Here is a 17,394-nt window from a genome sequence, read left to right as displayed (position 1 = left end):
AGGGCACGCCGATTATAAAGAATCGGTCAATGTGCCATCACAAATATGCAAATATCTAGTCTTTCCATCCTCTTGCTCAATTCTGAATAAACCGTTCTCAAATTCTGTGTGTAATTCGTGAAAGAACTTTCCTTTAAGCGAATACTCTCCCTTAGGTTCATCACTGAGCTGATACTCATCCCCGATTTTGACCAGGTAGGCGATTACACCTTCCTCATGGGTTTCTTCCAGCCCGGCGCGCATCCGTTGAACGGCGACTACATGCAGATCCATCATTTTCATTTTACCAATGAGTTCATTGATGAAATTGCGTTTGGTAAGCTCCTGCCATCGAGTCTGAGCAGATTGTCCAATGACGATCTGTGTAACCTCATTCTTTTCAGCTACTTCTACAATAATATCAGTTGTTTTTCGGCCTTCACGTTTCCGAATGATAAATTCTGCGCCAGCTTCATCGGCAAGACGTTTCCAAACCGTCATATACATTTCTTTGCTCTGATTATATTCATCATTGTCCGAACTATCGACATTTAATACAAACAATGGGGCCCCTATTATTTCAGATAGTTGCACACCACGCCGGATTAAACGCTCCCCATGCGGACCATAATGAACACAAACCATAATCTTTTCATTGTGTATGACCTTCACCCTCCTGTAACATGGCCAAGAAATACAAAAGGAGCCTACTGGCGTTAGGCCCCTTGCGTAAATCTAAAACCGATAAGTTATACTTAATTATATCTATTCCTATGTTTTTTGTAAAGTTTAATGGTTATCATGGAACATATTTCTACGTAATGCTTGTACTATGCCCATCTTTTGAAGTTATCATACAATGAAAACTCTAAATATCCCTTTACAGGAATATTCACTTAATGGTATATTTTAAAAGCAAACAGGAAATACAAGGAAGTAGGCCTGTTGAGTCGCTCCATCATGGCCCGTCATATGAAATCCGAATCAAATCAATGAATCGAAGTGATGATTGTTTATGAATACTTACGTAATGAGTGCTTTAGCAGAGCCTAATCGTATGCAGATCGTTGAACTATTACGCGAGAAACCCCTAACCGTTGGAGAGATCGCAGAAAGTCTTCAGTTGCGTCAGCCTCAAGCGTCCAAGCATTTGCGTGTTCTCAGTGAAGCAGGCCTTATTGAAGTTCAAGCTGTTGCTAATCGGCGCATTTGCAAACTCCGCCCTGACCCTTTTAAGGAATTAGACACTTGGTTAGAATCCTACCGTCATATGTGGGAGGAACGCTACGATCGACTGGATGATTATTTGCAGAAGCTACAAAGCAAGGAATTAGATAATGAAAAGTAAACGAGGAGGATTTATCCAATGACAAATTCTAACCAAACCAACCAACTAGTATCCAAAATTGAAGGCAGCACTCTAATATTAGAGCGTATTTTTAAAGCTCCACGTGAGCTAGTTTTTAAAGCTTTTTCTGAGGCTGAGCATTTGAAGCATTGGTGGGGGCCAAAAGGTTGGACACTTCCCGTATGCCATGTCGATTTCCGTCCAGGAGGTACTTGGCATTATTGCATGAAGTGCGAGGATAAGAGTCAGGGAGATTTCTACGGTATGGAGTCTTGGGGTAAGGCGATTTATGGGGAAATTTCGATTCCAGAGCAAATTATTTACGCGGACGGGTTCTCAGATGCCGAAGGTAATATTTCAAAAGATCTGCCCGAGACACTAGTCCAACTAGATTTTATCGAGCTGGATGGTCAAACGAAGCTGGTTAACACCGGTAAATACGCTTCTCCAGAAGCGTTACAACAAGTGATTGATATGGGGATGCTACCGGGTATTTCACAAACCTTTGATAATTTGGACGTACATCTTGAGAATATACTGAAGAGTAAATAAAGTAGATATGCTCGAACCGCAAGACTAAATTATGGTTATCTAACCTATATGTAAAAAAATAGGACGATGCAAGGATACTCTATCCTGCTCGTCCTTTTATTCATTTTGCGGGAAATAAGAACCTGAGGCTACTCGGAAAATATTGCAGAAAAAACGTGTCATTATGCGTGCCTAATGGATCTGTCTCAAACATCACCCGCTGATCAGCTCCATCTATCTTCTCTTTTAAAATATCAAAAGCACGTTTACTATTAGGCACCATGTCCTTCTGTGCATTAGTCTTCTGGATACCTTCCTGTTCACCTACATACATATAGACTTTGCATTCCCTATCTAACTTTGAAGTCTCCATATAATGTATAAAATCTTCAAACCACACAGACGCGGATATGAAAATAAAATTATCAAAAACAGACTCCGTCTTGTACATCGCATACAGACTTATTAACCCACCTAGTGATACACCGCCTAATGCCAATTTGCCCGGCTCATGAGAGATGCGAAAGGAACGAATTATATGCGGGACCAGTTTCTTATATACGTAATCCAAATATTCATCACCCTTGCCCCCAAAGGACCAATCCTTAAAAAGAGCAGGCATTTCCCAAGGTGTATATTCATCATTGCGTCGCTGAGAATCAATCCCGATAAAAATAACCGGTTCTGTAATCCCCGCCTCCACATCCCTTTCTATATCAGCAATCGACTCTTTGAACAAGAAATCGCCATCCTGTAAGAAAACCGCCGGGAAGCTTCGCTCAGTAAACAAATGATATGCTTTAGGGAGATACACGATAATTTGTCGCCCCATATGTTCAAAAGTAGTAAGTTCTCCTAACATCATCCTGCATCATATCCCCTTCCTTAACAATTCAACATACGGAACGCTCTGCTCATGATGGTCGGTACTACTGACGCGTGGTTTTCATCTGGCGCTATGTAATGCTCAACCTGCAAATCAGGCAAAGAATACTCACACAATTTTGAAAATAATCCTTTAGCATCATCGACCATAAACGCCTCTTCACTGCCCACTGTGATCAATAGCTTTCTTTTCTCGGATCTTATCGTTTGACCCTTCTTATAAAACGCCTCCGCATACGCCAAGATTTCATGATCATTCCACCAAATCGAGGGGCTAGAGGCCAAATAATACTGGAATAGTTCGGCACGAGTGAACAGCGTCCAGAGGACAAACAACCCGCTTAATGAGTGACCAAACAAAACTTGCTTATGCTGATCGATATTATATTTTTCAGAGACCAGGGGCATTAACTCTAACTCTAAAAAAGATAGGAACTTTTCAGCACCACCATGTGGTCCTATGTCAGCATTTTTCAATCGATCCGGATATACATACTGCTTCGCAGGAGGCGTGAAATCATAAAATCTTCTTTTGGAGACCTCATCATCCGAACCATAATGCCCAATGCCAATCACGATGGCTGGTGCAATCAAAGTTTTCGGCGCATTTCTTGACTGCAATTTCACGACATCCCGGCCCAATTGAAAATATGAATTACCATCGAGAATGTAATAGACGGGAAATCCATTCTCAAGGGCCTCTTCTCTCGGAATTGAGACCTTTATATCATACGTGTAGCCCATATACTGAGATTCTAGCTTCCATGATTCTGTGCGTTCGAGTTCAACTTGTGTTGACATATGTGCTGCTCACTCTCCCCTACACTCTTGACTTGGCTAATAAATATAAGAAATAGGGAATGCCAATAATGGAAACGACTATTCCCACAGGCAACTCTGCTGGCTGAAATAATGTTTTGGCAAAATAATCCGAGATCACCAGCAAAAACATCCCAACCACTGCACTGGATAACATAATATAGCGGTGATTAATTCCTACTAATCTTCTGGCGATGTGAGGAGCCATCAATCCTATAAAACCTATAGAACCGGATACAGATACACAGACACTTACAATCCCCACACTGCATAACAGAAAGATCAGCTTTTCTTTTTCTACGGAGATCCCCAAGCTTTTTGTGCTGGAATCCTCCAATTGAAAATAATTGAGCAAATAGCTTTTTCGATACATCACAAATCCTAAAATCAGCACCCAAGGTGTGATCATTATGATATAAGTCCAATTCGCGCTGTAAATACTTCCGACACTCCATACCGCAGCCATTTCATAATCACTTGCATTCATTTTTAGAGAAAGATACAACGACAACGCCCCAAAACCACTGCTTATCGCGATCCCTGTCAATATCAAACGTTGCATATCAAGTGCACCATTCCGCCAAGAGAAAATAAAGATAACCACAACTGCGGCAAGCCCCCCCACAAAACCAAAGAGAGGCATGGCTAGTATCGAAAACCAGCTTTCTTTAAAAAAAGTAACCCCTGACATCTGAAAGAAAAACATAAATGCAACGATGGCAGCTCCGGCACCGGCATTAATCCCAAGGATACCTGGATCAGCCAGCCCGTTTCGGGTAATGCCTTGAATGACCGTTCCAGCCATCCCCAGACCTATGCCTACTAATGACGCAATAATGATCCGTGGTAGTCGAAATTGAAAAATAACCAGGTCAAATTTAGGATTGGGATCTATTCGCAGCAGCGTTTTTATCACATCCATGACAGACATATCAAAAGCGCCATTCGTTAGATGAAAATACCCCGCCACAAGTGTTAGCAGGATAAAAGCTAGTAGCGTCAATATATAGCGACTAAACTGTATTCTGCCTCTATCCACGTTGCTCTCCCCCTTTAACCCGAATTAAATAAAGGAAGAACGGGATTCCAATAAAGGCTGTCACAACGCCAATTGGCGTCTCAAACGGAAAGTTAATATACCGGCTTAAGACATCACTAAATGCTAAAAAAACAGCCCCAATGACTGCTGAGCAAGGAATGATGAAACGATAGTCGATACCAACGATAAAACGTGTAATATGAGGAATGATTAGACCTACAAAGGCAATCTTACCTACTAAGGCCACTGCTGTCCCGGTCAGACATACAACAGATAAAATACTGATGATTTTCACCCATTTTGTCCGTTGACCCAAGCTAATTGCCGTTTCATCTCCTAGGGAGGCAACCATTACAGATTTAGAAATACTAACTGCCAAGAGCAGACCAACGATTATAAAAGGAATGGACAATATTAGCATATCTGGATTTACAGTATGTATTTTCGAGCTATACCAAACGCTAACATTTTGTGAGACTTGAAAAAACATCGCTACTGCTGAGGCAATACTACTTAAAAATGTACCAATTACAGTACCAATAATAGCTAGTCTGACTGGAGATAAGCCGTTTTTGACCAATGAGCCAAATCCGAAAACCAAACCCGCTCCGATAGCGGAACCCACCATGGATAAAAGAATCATATGCACATTCGATAATCCAGGATAAAACACCATAGCCAACGTAATAACAAATGCCGATCCGTCATTTACTCCCATAATCGATGGTGACGCAAGATAATTCCGTGTAACACCTTGCATTAACGCCCCTGAAACAGCTAGGGCCGCTCCAACTAATAAAGCGGCGATTACACGCGGTAATCTAGATGTCATAATAATGTTGTGGTCCACATTATTTGCATCGAAGTGTGTAATCGCCTGCCATATTGTCAATATTCCAATATCTTTAACACCATATAAGACGGATACAACTATTGCTAATACGATGAATAATGGAGAAGTTGATAGGATCAATATAACTTTCCAATTTTTTGTATTCATCTTATTCATCGCACCTTCGGTTTTACTTTAAGAGATTTTCAATTGCAGCATCCAGGAATCTTACTTTAGACCAAGCTGTACCACCTTGCGCCAACGGATCAATTGCATTTACAAAGACATGATTGTTTTTGACTGCATTTACGCTTTTGAAGATCGGATTCTTAAGTAAATCATCAAGTGCCGTTGCATTATCCGTATTCTCGCTGGTCTCAAACTGTAAGAAAATATAGTCCGGATTAATTTCCGCTAAAGCTTCTAGTGAAAGCTCAGCTTGAGCTTTAGTAGTTGTTATTACTTCGGGAATGGTAGCACCTAAATCTTCGTAAATAACCGGATTCAGGTAAACACCCGCTGGATACACACACATACTACCCTCACGAATACGAATAACTAGAATTGATTTATCTTTCAACTTTTCTCCAACGTCAGCCTTTGCACTAGCAGCTTTTGATTCATAATCGCTAATAATCTTTTCTGCTTCTGAGGTCTTTCCGGATAATTGACCTAGTAAAAGCAGATTATCTTTCCAATTCGTTGAGATATGTGAATAAGGAATCATCGTTTGAATTTTATTAAGCGCACCCGACACATCTTCACCAAACTTGGAAGACCCTAAAATAACATCTGGATCTAGCTGCAAGATCGCCTCATTACTTGGAGCAAATTTATCCCCCACTAAAGATGCACCAGCTAATTCCGTTGACAGATAACCTGGAATGGCATTTGCTATAGCAAGTACGCCTACAGGCTTCACTCCTAGGATTGCAGCATCTTCCATAGATTCAAGACTTGCAGCTACGATATTGTGAATCTCTGCAGGTACTACATAATCCTTGCCTAGATATGTAATGGTTTGTTCAGTGGCTACCGCCTCCTGAGCCGTATTTCCTTTGTTGTTTGCATTTCCCTCTGCTGCTACGGCGGAATTATTTGCACTTTTTGAAGCTGCGTTATCCTTTTCATTGTTACCGCAAGCCGCCAAACTCAAAGCTAAAACCGCTGATACCCCTGCTAATAAAACTTTTTTCTGATTCATTATCTATCTCCCCATCTATATTTTTTTATCATTCCTTAAAATAAAGTAATGATAATGAGAATCGTTATCATATTAAATCATATGAGAATAATTATCAATAGATTTCTTTAAATATATGAAATTTTGTAAATTGTCAGATCATTATAAAGGGAGAAATTTCCGCAGATGACGTAATTGTTAAAAAAGGAAATGGAGCTGGCGGTGCATCCGTGTCACATGTACTGCATCTAATGCAGGTTGGTCTTCAAGAGGCGTACGCTCTGGCAGAGCTTGTCGAGCTAGATGCACTCTCTGTCGTAGTTCGGAATAAGTTTCGTAAACAATTGGGTCTGCCAATGGCCTAGACTCTACCGTCCTATTAAGAACACCGAAGGCGTTTATGCTTGCTATAATAGAATTTTTAAAACTTCTAGATTGCGGAGAAATGTGAAATGAACTCAAGGGATGGGCCTATATTCAACTGTTGGCCATGGGGAGCCCTGTTTTTAATTAAGCACACGCCTCTTTAGGATGACGGACCGAGCGGACCTTAAATCCTTAGAATACATGTTTTAGTCGAGCTTACGGACAACTGTATGCGAAAAACCGAATACAATGTGCCGACGCTAACGTAATAAGCCAAATGTATGCGAAAAACCGAATACAATGTGCCGAAGCTAACGTAAATAAGCCAACTGTATGCGAAAAATCGAATACAATGTGCCGAAGGTAACGTAAATAAGCCAAATGTATGCGAAAAACCGAATACAATGTGTCGAAGGTAACGTAATAAGCCAAATGTATGCGAAAAACCGAATACAATGTGCAGAAGCTAACGTAAATAAGCCAACTGTATGCGAAAAACCGAATACAATGTGTCGAAGGTAACGTAAACGAGCCAAATGTATGCGAAAAACCGAATACAATGTGCCGAAGGTAACGTAAACGAGCCAAATGTATGCAAAAAACCGAATACAATGTGCCGAAGGTAACGTAAACGAGCCAAATGTATGCGAAAAATCGAATATAATGTGCCGGCAGTAACGTAAAGGAGCCAGCGCCGATACACATGCTGAAGAACCCGCACTAAATGCGGGTTCTTCAGCGCTTTAAATATAAGTTCATCTTTTTTCATCAGCGGATATTTCACGGCATATATTTCTCAGCAATGCTGGTGACATATCCGTCTTTTTTAGTAATCACACACGGGGGCACAAAATCAGTATATTGCTTGAAATATTCAATAAACTCCTGCTTGCTTACTTCTTTTAGACCACCCGCATTAGCATCAACTATAGAATATCTCGTATCCTCTGCAACCTCTAATGGATCGGTATACGTATATTTGTTGAGGATATAAAATCCATTGGGCATATCCTCATCTGGATTAATATTCAACCCTTTAAAGCGAGCGGAATCCTCCATTGTTAGCCATTCAATGTTATCAAAATCAAAGGTATGATTCTCCAGGCTAAGATTAAAAACATAGCCCATTAATATACTCTCGGGTGTGATCGCAAAATCATCAGCTGTAGCCTCATTGTCCACCACAAGCTGATCCAGCTTAACATGCTGACCCATTCCAATATCATTGCTTATATAATTCATGGCGACCTGCAAAGGATCAAGTAGTGCTGGCTCCTCACCCTGATCCGCTAATGTCTGCAGACGGGCATAATATTCAGCTATCGTAACATCGGTTTGAGGTGTATTGTAATATTCATTTCCATTCGAATCCTTCCAGCGTTCTACGATCCAAATTCCTGTATCTCCTTGAATAACAGGTTGGGATAACAACAGTTGGCTTGTTTCGCCTGTCGTTAAGGGGAATTTCACTAGAATATGATTCCCGCTATAAGTTTCATGCGGAAGCTGATGGTTTGCTTCAAGAAACACACGCACTGCCATTTCCTGACCGGCTGGTGTGGATAGGCCATTCTCTCCACTCCTGATTACGCCCAAATATTGTGGTGTTGAGTTCATAATGGAAAAAATAAGTATCGGTTTTCCCATGCTTCCTTCTTCGGTGATAAATCCATCAACCACATTTTCCGTCATCGTCAGCTTAGTTGAATCATCCGGTTTCAAGCGATATTCTAAACTCCAAATTTCCAAGGGTGTTGCAAACAGATCGTCGAATGACGCTATTTTTTCAAGCTTAGTAATTTTACTATCAACCATCTTAACATTTGTACTATTCTCATAGCTCGTAATGTTCTGCTCCATAAATTGCTCGGCATAATCCTTTACGGTTAATGGATCATTTTTCGGATTACTTATGAGTCCGACACACAGCGCAGCCACAACTATGATTGCGACTAAAACAACCCAAAAGGCTGGTTTTTTGTAGTTTAAAATATTTTTTATCCGCCCTTTCGTGTTGCTCTCTCCAAAGGCAAGCGGTGAACCGCCCATAAATCGTCTTCCAGTAGATACGGATAAGAGTGAGGTCGAGTATTCCTTTTTGATTCCACTGCCCATCTGTCTTATGACGCTTTCGTCACAGGACTGCTCCGTATCATCATTCATCAAATAAAAAGCAAGCCAAACCACTGGATTAAACCAATGTATACACAGAACAGCGAACGCGAGAGGTTTTATGATGTGGTCGCATCTGTGTATGTGCACTTGCTCGTGTTTGATGATATAAGCTTTTTCATGATCGGAAAGACCGTTTGGAAGGTATATTCTAGGCTTAAGGAAGCCGAATACAAAAGGTGTGGAGATGCCGTTATGTTCATATACATTTTCGAAAAGAGGGGTTGCGGCTCTTAAGTTTCGTGAAAGTCGAACAGTGGCAACAATGCTGTAGATGAGCAGCAGCCCAATCCCGATCAACCATATATATTGGCCTATGTTAATCCACGCGTCTGAAGGATTTGAAGGGATTATACCACTTGGTGCAGCAGGTGTAGAGGGGATAGGTACAGGTGATATATTATTTACAGCTTGCTCGGATGTGTTGATTACATTTTGGATTTGAGGCGTTTGTGTGTATAGCTTATTTAGAGGTGAGTTCTGTACTTCAGATGGGATAAAACTAAATATACTCTCAATCGAGAACGGACACAGGAGTCGGATCAAAACCACTGACCATAAGGCATAGGAGAATATTTTGGGAACTTTTCTTAAGAACAGCCGTGCCACGATGATAAACACAATCACATAACTTCCCGTAATGTTCATGTTTAAAATATGTTCAAACAGCTGATCCACCGTTACTCCTCCTTATGCTCATGGATTAGTCTTAAAACATCATCAATTTCGCTGTCACTTAATTTCCGGCTCTTTGTAAAAGCAGCCAAAAATTTGGGTAACGAACCGCCGAAGGTTTCCTTCACAAACGCCTTGCTCTGCTCCGCATAAAAGTCATCTTTTTTGATAAGAGAACCTACCACACCATTATCATTTTTAAAAATCTCTTTAGCTTCAAGTCTTTTTAACATCGTATACGTGGTTGATTTCTTCCAGTTGAGCTCGGATTCACATAACTTCACCAGATTCCCTGACGAAATCGGTTCATGATCCCATATTAATTCCGCAAATCTACCTTCCATTTCGGTCAGTCTGAGATCCTTCAACCTTGCGCCTCCCGTTGGTCTACAATTCCTAGACCTTCTATTTGAATTAGAGTTTACAACTTGTAGACCATTTTGTCTACAAAAATTTCCAGTACAAAAAAAGAGACTATGTCTTTGCAAACATCGCCTCATTGTTATCTTTATTAAGGATAAAACACAGATAAGTCACGAAACAATAGTCCGCTCTCTTCTAGTCTGTTAAGCTCCTCTTCTACATCAGTTACAATATGGCTTTCTCGCTCATGAGCTGTATTGATTAACCACGGTCGCCCCTGTCTTAAAAAACAAAGATCATCGGGCACTCTAGTCTGCATCCATGAGTACAAGCTCGTAGAATAGGATAGTAGGATATCGACCGCATCCGGTGAACATCTAAAATAATAAACATCTGCATAATGCCCCATAAGCCGAGTCCCCGGCCAATAATCATCTTTGACGATCTCTTTGAGAAAAGGCTGTAACCGTTCCAATAGTTCATATCCTTCTGGCTCTAACTCCATCTGATCCCGTTTGACCAAAATAAATTCATCACACACTTCCATAGCTACCTGTATCAGCATCTTATAGGCCTGACCCGTTGGGTCCTGCAAAATAGTATTTATAATAATGTCCGCCCCTTACTTATTTGTATTATTTAAATACTCCTGATGCATCCTTCCCCAGCCACACATGCTATCCAAAACAGTAATTAGTGATTTGCCATGTTCTGAAATACTATATTCCACCCTCAATGGAAGCTCATGAAAAATCACACGATCGATAAGTTGATCCTCTTCAAGCTCCCGTAGTTGCTTAGTTAATGTCCCTTGAGAGACATCTGGAATAATCCGTCGAAGTTCGCCAAATCGTTTGGTACCATCTATCAATAAAATAAATAAAATGAGCGGCTTCCACTTTCCACCGATCTTATCAAGCGTTGTAAGCACTCCGGCCAATCTCGGCTCCAGTAAATCCATGTGATCATCTCTTTCGAAAGTTATTCTATTTCACAGCTAGTATGAACAATCGTACCTAGTACGAAAAAAGTGCGTACTGTGCAGAATTTCTTTTATACCTAATAATAAAAAACAGAACTTAAAAGTCCATTTAACTATGAACGGAGTAGATAAAAATGTCCAGTATTTCATTAAAAAACCAGCGAATCGTCATTATCGGAGGAAGCTCCGGAATAGGGCTCGCGACTGCCAAACAAGCGGTTGAACAAGGCGCATATGTCATAATCGCTGGGCGTTCACAAGATAAATTAGAAAAAGCTCAACAAATTCTAGGGTCCGAATCTACCGAAACTCATTCGCTTGATAATCAAAATGAAGAAGACTTAAAGTCTTTTTTTGAAAAAATCGGCAACTTCGATCATTTGTTCACTCCCGGCGCCTCTTATGTTAGAGGACCGATTACTTCAAGCTTAGAGATTGCTCATAGCTGCTTTAATGCAAAGTTCTGGCCTCAATATAATGCTGTGAAATGCGCGATCCCATATATAAGTCCAACTGGCTCTATTGTTCTGATGTCTGGCGCATTCGGCCAACGCCCCCTTGCAGACGGTGCCTCCTATGCAGCTTGTAACGGCGCGATTGAGAGTCTAGGAAAAGCATTGGCTGTTGAATTGGCTCCGATTCGAGTAAATGTCATCTCCCCAGGCACCATTCATACCAACTTTAATTGGGTTGGAGCAGAACAAGAGACTAGAGACAAGTCTTACGATGAATATACGAATATGAATATCCTTGGCAGGGTAGGACATGCCGACGAAGCAGCACATACAACCATTTATTTGATGACTAATAACTATACTACGGGAAGCACCCTATTTCCTGATGGGGGTTATATTTTGCGTTAAAAAATAGCTGACTCAATAAGTAGGAAATGCTACTTAGGGGTCAGCTCCTTTTAGTTTAAAGAATTAGGTGAGAAATTTCTTGATTATTAGCCAGGGGATTACCCTCATTTGAATATGAATTTCTATGACTACTTCGTATTAAAGGTTATACGAATTACATCCTCCTGAGTCTCCTTAATTTTATATATACCAATTTTTTCAGCGGAGCTCACTAGCGCTGTGATATACTCAGGAGATGAATTTATTTTTCGAGCAGAGGCCTTCAGGTTAATGGAGAACTCATCCCCGTTCTCGTCAACATCAAGAGATTTCACATAAACTTTAAATACCTTTACATAATGCTCATAGTTAACCAAATGTTCTTCAGTAACATCTTGAAATGAAACATTTACTTTCAAGGATTCCGGTTTCAGAAAGCTCACCTTACCTGCTATATCTACCTGCCCCACTTCAGGATTCAACACTTGATATTCAACTCCGTCAAGGATTGTATAACCCATCCCATTATCCATAGTGGCAATTAAATTAAGACGCACATTAAGAGCTTCCGGTCCGAGTAATGTCAGATAGTCACTTACTTCAAGCTTGATCTTTTGTACAGCCTCTTTCCCGGCGAACATAATCAATGGACTATGTACACGTCTATTCCATGACTTCTCTTCATGTGTACCCAAAGGGTCCATCTGAAAGAATAGGTCCTTACCTGATACAAATCCCTTCGACTTTAATACATTCACAAGCGGATCAATTGGCATTCCTTCGGTTACACCCATGTCGAGCCAAATCTTCAATGCAGGCTTCCCGGACTCTTTCGCCAACTCATCCAATATACGCCCATTACTTACCCAAGTGGCAGGGGATAAAGCCGCTATCGCTGAAAAAGTCTCCGGATGTTGATATCCCATCCATAACGCCTGAATACCACCGAAAGACGATCCCATGATCATTCGGTGATCCCGATCGGGAATGGTCCGATAAGCACCATCGACATAGGGGATAACCGTTTTAATAAAATATTGGGTAAATTCCTCTGCACTCGTTCCATCAGTAGGAATAGACTTCTCCGGAAAAGGGACATACTCCTTTCCACGTTCTGAACCATCACTTGAAGCGATTCCTATCACAATAACCTTCTCCATTGTTCCATCAGCAACGAGCTGATCAATGATCTCCTCCACTCTCCATTCTTTGCCTAAAGAGCTGGTATTTGTATTGAAAACATTCTGCCCGTCATGCATGTACACTACTGAATAACGTTCATCGTCGGTTTCATACCCTGCAGGCAAATAAACAAATATTCTCCGCTCACCTAGTTTATCTATGTGCACAGTACCTTTTGCCACAACCCCAATGTTTGGGCTATCCGATGCCTGAGAAGTATTGCTTATCGTTGGATTGGGAAATGGTGATGTAGCAACTTTTTCATTTACATTTCCGTTATTAGAACATCCCGAAAGCGCTAACAAAATTAATACAGCAAGTCCCCAAAAGCTCCATTTAAATATACCACTTGAATGCATAGAACCCCCCCTGAACTATGGTTCAAATTTCAAAAGTGAACTTCAAACTAGGAATAGTATACTTTTTCCACTTTATATAATGTATGCTCGATAGTTGGGCAGAGATCGGCATCTACTTTATAAAATTTAACTCGAAAGTATAAACTTTTCAGAAAGTTCTTTATATTATTTTTTTGCCTAAAGGCAGGAAGAAACTCTGAATTTCTCTCCACATCACCAAAACCTTGAATCCATTGCTCTACATAAGTCTGACTAAGTATTTTTCTATTTAAAACACTAATTATGGGTCTTACCATTCTCTCATCTTCCCCATCGGAGTAAATTCGATCTGTTATGATCATCTTTTCATAAACCAAATGGAGAATCGTTATGAGGTCATTGTTATCCAGTTCGGAACATTGAGCTAAATCGTCTAAAGCATCTGCTGCATGGGCTATGGCATGAGCCCAGCCCTTTTCTTCATCATACCCGCGGTAATCTCGCTCTTCTTGTACATTGTAAAATACTTTCTCTTTTATCAGATGAATTTGCTCTCTTGAGAGAAATGGTGATTCTCTATGTCTTTCTAAGACGAGTGGTATGACTAGCATTGAGAAAGATCGAGTAAAGACAGCATCTGTATTTGTTTCACCAAGCTTAAAATGCAAATGGTTATGATCCAAAATAACTGGAAGAAGTTGTTCTAGTTCATTTGCAGTTAGAGAATTACCAGGAATCCAGTGTGATAAGATTGTATAAATCAGATCATCACGCAGCTCGGCATCCACAGAACCGATGTTATGTATCATTTCTTGTATCAACTGGAATGTATCGGGAGGTGCTTGGTAGCCATTTTCTTTTATTACTATCAACTTTTCTTTTAAATTCATTTTACACACTCCTACTAGAATTTTTCCGTATACAGCGTAATAACGCGACAATTAACAGAGATATTAGTTTGGAAAATGTCACACTATCCTTTCGGGTTGTCGGCATTTATCATGGTACTATATATAGTATTAAGGGCAAACTTTTATGGTTAAGCGACACCCTTTCTACATTCTAGAATAGCCTATTCAATAACCAACCAAAGGTGGTACGAAAATGAACCAGAAACTAGAAACAACAGATTCTAAGCGTCGTGTTCTCCCCTTTAAAGGGGTCCTCAATTTCCGAGATATGGGCGGATACACCACCGCAGATGGCCGTAGAGTCAAATACGGTTTGTTTTTTCGATCAGCCGAATTAACAGGAATGACCGATCAAGATATAAAGCTCTTTAAATCACTTGGAATTAAGACCATATTTGATTATCGGGGAATAGAAGAAATTCGTTTAAAACCAGATCCAGTCATTCCAGGAGTTAATAACATTTGTGTACCTGCGCTAAAGCAAGAGGTGCCTGGAGACATGAGAGATGTGGTTCGTTCTGGATTCCTTGAACATTTTACGACAGACTTCTTGGTTAATATGTATTTGGATATGGCCTTTAATAACCCTTCCTTTAAGCGACTTATGGCAACCATTATGCTTCCAGATGAATTCAGTATCCTGCATCATTGTGCCGGCGGAAGAGACCGCACTGGCGTAGGATCAGCATTCATCTTCCTAGCACTTGGGGTTCCAAGAGAGACGATTATAGAAGACTATTTGCTCTCCAATCAGACACTTGGTCCTTTGAATGAGCAAATAAAAAAGCAAGCCTCACAGCATCTGTCACCGAAGGAAGTCGATACTGTTATGGCTGCGCTTATATTACGCAGAGAATTCATGGAAGCCATTTTCTCTGCCATTGACGCGCGTTATAAAAGTGTAGAGATTTTCCTCGAACAGGAATTCGGCATGACTGCTGATAAGCGCAAGCAGCTACAAGCCTACTGTTTAGAAGCTTAACAACTTATTGAGCTATGGACTAATTCATTAAGATAGCGATAAAAGTATAAGAAGCGTAGCTCTTTAAGAGCTACGCTTCTTTCCATTTAATACTGACGTTCTTCCTCGTAGGATACAAACAACATTCTACGCTGTACATCCATCAACGACTTAATCACCCAAGTTGCGATCACGGCAACGACGAGTCCCGCTACAACATAAGAAATGTATTGCTGAGATAATGTCCAGTCGATATTAAATAAAGCAAACACACTATTCTCCAAAATGTTCAAATCCATCGTTTGCAGGAAAATCTGATGAAGCACGGGTAGTGTAATCAGACCTAACGCAGCTGCTACCACAGTTATCGTTAGTGAAAAGAAGATAATACTGGATACGAATCGTCCCATAATCAGCATGATGTTACGTGCAAACTTTGCACCATCAAAACCTAACTTCATTCGTTGCAGGAAGCCTGCTCCCTCTTGCTTCATATCTGTTCTACGCTCTTCACTCGGTCTAGGGATATCCAGCAGTGATCTTACTAGGTCTTGCTCAAATTTCACAATGTAATCTAACCCTTTAGCTACTGCGAAAAACAAGGGTATACCGATGAAAACTGGTGTTAAAGCAATCGATAATGCTAATCCTGTCACCATAAACACGAAATATACAATCGTAATCGGCAAAGAGATTATAAAATACAATATACTCCGATAGGTCTTGGGACTTGATCGACGTTTTCCGGGTTTAGATTGTGATTTCGATTCTACGGGAATCTGCATGGAATCTACCGCTCCGATCGGCATTGTATACAACTTATCGTTCATTTCTTATGTCCTTCCTCTCACGTTATCAATTAATCTTATTATACGTGAGAAAGAGAAGGCTCAAAACAGTCTTAGGACCGGAGTCTTACCAGACTAAAGGCTAGGATGGGTTTAGACTGGAAATAGCCACAAGCCCTAGTTTATCCCCCCTTCTCTACCATTCGAAGCAACTCATCTACAACAACTTTCGGCTGATAACTATGAATATAGTGAGAACTGCCCTGTACGATGATTTGCTTGCCAGAGGTGGACCAAGCGGGAAACTCCGCTTGACTGTCCTTCCATGATCGTTCTTCATCCAGCTTGCCAAAATAGTCAGCCGTCAAAACGGTAATGGGGATATGGAGTGGCTTCCCACCAGTCATGACGACTTCGGCATTCTCTCGACTTAGTTCTAACTCATTCACCATGTTCCTGTTTCCAATCTTGAGTAAGGTACCTTTACGATTTAGTGCCTTTAGCCCCTCAGGCAAAAGCTTATCACCATTACTTTGGTCAGATACCCATGCCGCGAATCCATCGAAATGATATAACATCCGCAGAATACCTGTCGTTCGGAGTCCCTTATATATCCAAGGAATAACGGTTAGCTCCGGGCTTTTTTTATAATATTCTGGACTTCCACCATCAATAAACACAATCCCCTTCACTTCCTCCGGGAAGCGCTGTGCGTACCGAATCGTTTCTAGAGCGCCGAGTGAGTGACCGACAAATAAATAAGGTGGCTTCTGTTTGGAGACTTTAAGGAGCTCATGAATTTCGTCTGTAATCGTATCGATATCTCGTGGTCTGTCCGTCGCATCGCTGAAGCCGTAACCGAAGCGATCATACACTGCAATTTTTACGTGCTGCTTTAGTCCTTCATACAAAGGATAAAAATCAGCATACGGATTTACCGATCCCCATCCAGAAGCGAAGACTACTGTAATATTGCCTTCGCCTTCCGTATAAAGGTGCATCTTGTTGCCCTCTACCTCATACAGTTTTCCAACGGGTCTATAAGCTTTTCTGTCTTGTGTTGAACCATACCATTGATACAAGGCTCCAATTCCTATTAGCACCACCAGTAAGAGGAGAATACCTAACACCATTTTACGAAACCGCCTCCACATGTTCTTCACCTCCCCTTCAGCTATTCCACAAAAAAAGTACGTAA

Annotated in this window: 19 protein-coding genes; 5 read left to right on the top strand and 14 right to left on the bottom strand. The window is 40.8% G+C overall.

Annotated features, from left to right (window positions below; all coding sequences use genetic code 11):
- Positions 1-12: 12 nt before the first annotated feature.
- Complete coding sequence (locus MKX60_RS18220) at positions 13-651, bottom strand: universal stress protein (protein ID WP_256716289.1); 639 nt, start codon at positions 649-651, stop codon at positions 13-15.
- 343 nt (positions 652-994) lie between these two features.
- Here MKX60_RS18220 and MKX60_RS18215 point away from each other — a divergent pair, with 343 nt between their 5' ends.
- Together MKX60_RS18215 and MKX60_RS18210 are read left to right on the top strand one after the other, a co-directional pair.
- A complete protein-coding gene (locus MKX60_RS18215) occupies positions 995-1,327 on the top strand; it encodes an ArsR/SmtB family transcription factor (protein WP_341060610.1) in 333 nt (110 codons plus the stop codon).
- An 18-nt stretch (positions 1,328-1,345) separates the two neighbouring features.
- Positions 1,346-1,879 (top strand): SRPBCC domain-containing protein, encoded by a 534-nt coding sequence (locus tag MKX60_RS18210; RefSeq protein ID WP_341060609.1) that lies wholly within the window; start codon positions 1,346-1,348, stop codon positions 1,877-1,879.
- A gap of 100 nt (positions 1,880-1,979) precedes the next feature.
- Here MKX60_RS18210 and MKX60_RS18205 read toward each other — a convergent pair whose 3' ends face one another.
- The 5 genes from MKX60_RS18205 to MKX60_RS18185 are packed head-to-tail and all read right to left on the bottom strand — an operon-like array spanning position 1,980 to position 6,637.
- Entirely contained in the window at positions 1,980-2,723 is a 744-nt protein-coding gene (locus tag MKX60_RS18205) for an alpha/beta hydrolase (protein ID WP_341060608.1), read from the bottom strand.
- A gap of 20 nt (positions 2,724-2,743) precedes the next feature.
- On the bottom strand, positions 2,744-3,544 hold the full coding sequence (locus MKX60_RS18200) for an alpha/beta hydrolase (protein WP_341060607.1): 801 nt from the start codon (positions 3,542-3,544) through the stop codon (positions 2,744-2,746).
- A gap of 19 nt (positions 3,545-3,563) precedes the next feature.
- Complete coding sequence (locus MKX60_RS18195; RefSeq protein ID WP_231573437.1) at positions 3,564-4,601, bottom strand: FecCD family ABC transporter permease; 1,038 nt, start codon at positions 4,599-4,601, stop codon at positions 3,564-3,566.
- A complete protein-coding gene (locus MKX60_RS18190; RefSeq protein ID WP_445670763.1) occupies positions 4,594-5,601 on the bottom strand; it encodes a FecCD family ABC transporter permease in 1,008 nt (335 codons plus the stop codon). Before MKX60_RS18190 ends, MKX60_RS18195 begins: the two co-directional genes overlap by 8 nt.
- 22 nt (positions 5,602-5,623) lie before the next feature.
- The gene (locus tag MKX60_RS18185) at positions 5,624-6,637 is read right to left on the bottom strand and encodes an ABC transporter substrate-binding protein (RefSeq protein WP_341060605.1); all 1,014 of its coding nucleotides are present in this window, start codon (positions 6,635-6,637) and stop codon (positions 5,624-5,626) included.
- Between the two features lie 209 nt (positions 6,638-6,846).
- Here MKX60_RS18185 and MKX60_RS18180 point away from each other — a divergent pair, with 209 nt between their 5' ends.
- Entirely contained in the window at positions 6,847-6,981 is a 135-nt protein-coding gene (locus tag MKX60_RS18180; protein WP_256721554.1) for a hypothetical protein, read from the top strand.
- 781 nt (positions 6,982-7,762) lie between these two features.
- Here MKX60_RS18180 and MKX60_RS18175 read toward each other — a convergent pair.
- From MKX60_RS18175 to MKX60_RS18160, 4 genes are all read right to left on the bottom strand, one after another.
- Positions 7,763-9,832, bottom strand: a complete 2,070-nt coding sequence (locus MKX60_RS18175) for a M56 family metallopeptidase (RefSeq protein ID WP_341060603.1) — start codon at positions 9,830-9,832, stop codon at positions 7,763-7,765.
- Positions 9,833-9,834: 2 nt separating this feature from the next.
- Positions 9,835-10,197, bottom strand: coding sequence for a BlaI/MecI/CopY family transcriptional regulator (locus tag MKX60_RS18170; protein WP_341060601.1), 363 nt, complete (start codon positions 10,195-10,197; stop codon positions 9,835-9,837).
- A 143-nt stretch (positions 10,198-10,340) separates the two neighbouring features.
- Positions 10,341-10,757, bottom strand: a complete 417-nt coding sequence (locus tag MKX60_RS18165) for a hypothetical protein (RefSeq protein WP_341060600.1) — start codon at positions 10,755-10,757, stop codon at positions 10,341-10,343.
- 57 nt (positions 10,758-10,814) lie between these two features.
- Positions 10,815-11,153, bottom strand: coding sequence for a winged helix-turn-helix transcriptional regulator (locus MKX60_RS18160; protein ID WP_042187604.1), 339 nt, complete (start codon positions 11,151-11,153; stop codon positions 10,815-10,817).
- A 155-nt stretch (positions 11,154-11,308) separates the two neighbouring features.
- On the opposite strand from MKX60_RS18160, the gene MKX60_RS18155 reads away from it, so the two are divergent.
- Positions 11,309-12,037 (top strand): SDR family oxidoreductase, encoded by a 729-nt coding sequence (locus MKX60_RS18155; protein WP_341060599.1) that lies wholly within the window; start codon positions 11,309-11,311, stop codon positions 12,035-12,037.
- 128 nt (positions 12,038-12,165) lie between these two features.
- On the opposite strand, the gene MKX60_RS18150 is transcribed toward MKX60_RS18155, so the two are convergent.
- Together MKX60_RS18150 and MKX60_RS18145 are read right to left on the bottom strand one after the other, a co-directional pair.
- Entirely contained in the window at positions 12,166-13,557 is a 1,392-nt protein-coding gene (locus tag MKX60_RS18150) for an alpha/beta hydrolase (protein ID WP_076299392.1), read from the bottom strand.
- Between the two features lie 47 nt (positions 13,558-13,604).
- On the bottom strand, positions 13,605-14,426 hold the full coding sequence (locus MKX60_RS18145) for a DUF2785 domain-containing protein (RefSeq protein WP_076299393.1): 822 nt from the start codon (positions 14,424-14,426) through the stop codon (positions 13,605-13,607).
- Between the two features lie 214 nt (positions 14,427-14,640).
- Between MKX60_RS18145 and MKX60_RS18140 the strand changes: the two genes are divergently transcribed.
- On the top strand, positions 14,641-15,429 hold the full coding sequence (locus MKX60_RS18140) for a tyrosine-protein phosphatase (protein ID WP_076282822.1): 789 nt from the start codon (positions 14,641-14,643) through the stop codon (positions 15,427-15,429).
- 86 nt (positions 15,430-15,515) lie between these two features.
- Here the strand turns inward: MKX60_RS18140 and MKX60_RS18135 are convergent, their stop codons facing one another.
- Both MKX60_RS18135 and MKX60_RS18130 read right to left on the bottom strand, forming a co-directional pair.
- Entirely contained in the window at positions 15,516-16,238 is a 723-nt protein-coding gene (locus MKX60_RS18135; protein ID WP_076299394.1) for a sensor domain-containing protein, read from the bottom strand.
- A gap of 140 nt (positions 16,239-16,378) precedes the next feature.
- Positions 16,379-17,350 carry an alpha/beta fold hydrolase gene (locus MKX60_RS18130; RefSeq protein WP_341060598.1) on the bottom strand — a complete coding sequence of 324 codons (972 nt, stop codon included), beginning with the start codon at positions 17,348-17,350 and terminating at the stop codon, positions 16,379-16,381.
- Positions 17,351-17,394: the final 44 nt, after the last annotated feature.

It is taken from the genome of Paenibacillus sp. FSL R5-0914, assembly GCF_038004525.1.
Taxonomy (GTDB): domain Bacteria; phylum Bacillota; class Bacilli; order Paenibacillales; family Paenibacillaceae; genus Paenibacillus_AQ.
Note: the sequence above shows the minus strand (reverse complement) of the source record. Positions and strands in the feature narration are given on the sequence as shown.

Excerpts from the sequence above, each read along its gene's own strand:
- MKX60_RS18215 (WP_341060610.1), top strand. The coding sequence starts at position 995 with ATGAATACTTACGTAATGAGTGCTTTAGCAGAGCCTAATCGTATGCAG.
- MKX60_RS18210 (WP_341060609.1), top strand. The coding sequence starts at position 1,346 with ATGACAAATTCTAACCAAACCAACCAACTAGTATCCAAAATTGAAGGC.
- MKX60_RS18205 (WP_341060608.1), bottom strand. The coding sequence starts at position 2,723 with ATGATGTTAGGAGAACTTACTACTTTTGAACATATGGGGCGACAAATT.
- MKX60_RS18200 (WP_341060607.1), bottom strand. The coding sequence starts at position 3,544 with ATGTCAACACAAGTTGAACTCGAACGCACAGAATCATGGAAGCTAGAA.
- MKX60_RS18190 (WP_445670763.1), bottom strand. The coding sequence starts at position 5,601 with ATGAATACAAAAAATTGGAAAGTTATATTGATCCTATCAACTTCTCCA.
- MKX60_RS18185 (WP_341060605.1), bottom strand. The coding sequence starts at position 6,637 with ATGAATCAGAAAAAAGTTTTATTAGCAGGGGTATCAGCGGTTTTAGCT.
- MKX60_RS18165 (WP_341060600.1), bottom strand. The coding sequence starts at position 10,757 with ATGCTGATACAGGTAGCTATGGAAGTGTGTGATGAATTTATTTTGGTC.
- MKX60_RS18160 (WP_042187604.1), bottom strand. The coding sequence starts at position 11,153 with ATGGATTTACTGGAGCCGAGATTGGCCGGAGTGCTTACAACGCTTGAT.
- MKX60_RS18155 (WP_341060599.1), top strand. The coding sequence starts at position 11,309 with ATGTCCAGTATTTCATTAAAAAACCAGCGAATCGTCATTATCGGAGGA.
- MKX60_RS18150 (WP_076299392.1), bottom strand. The coding sequence starts at position 13,557 with ATGCATTCAAGTGGTATATTTAAATGGAGCTTTTGGGGACTTGCTGTA.
- MKX60_RS18145 (WP_076299393.1), bottom strand. The coding sequence starts at position 14,426 with ATGAATTTAAAAGAAAAGTTGATAGTAATAAAAGAAAATGGCTACCAA.
- MKX60_RS18140 (WP_076282822.1), top strand. The coding sequence starts at position 14,641 with ATGAACCAGAAACTAGAAACAACAGATTCTAAGCGTCGTGTTCTCCCC.
- MKX60_RS18135 (WP_076299394.1), bottom strand. The coding sequence starts at position 16,238 with ATGAACGATAAGTTGTATACAATGCCGATCGGAGCGGTAGATTCCATG.
- MKX60_RS18130 (WP_341060598.1), bottom strand. The coding sequence starts at position 17,350 with ATGTGGAGGCGGTTTCGTAAAATGGTGTTAGGTATTCTCCTCTTACTG.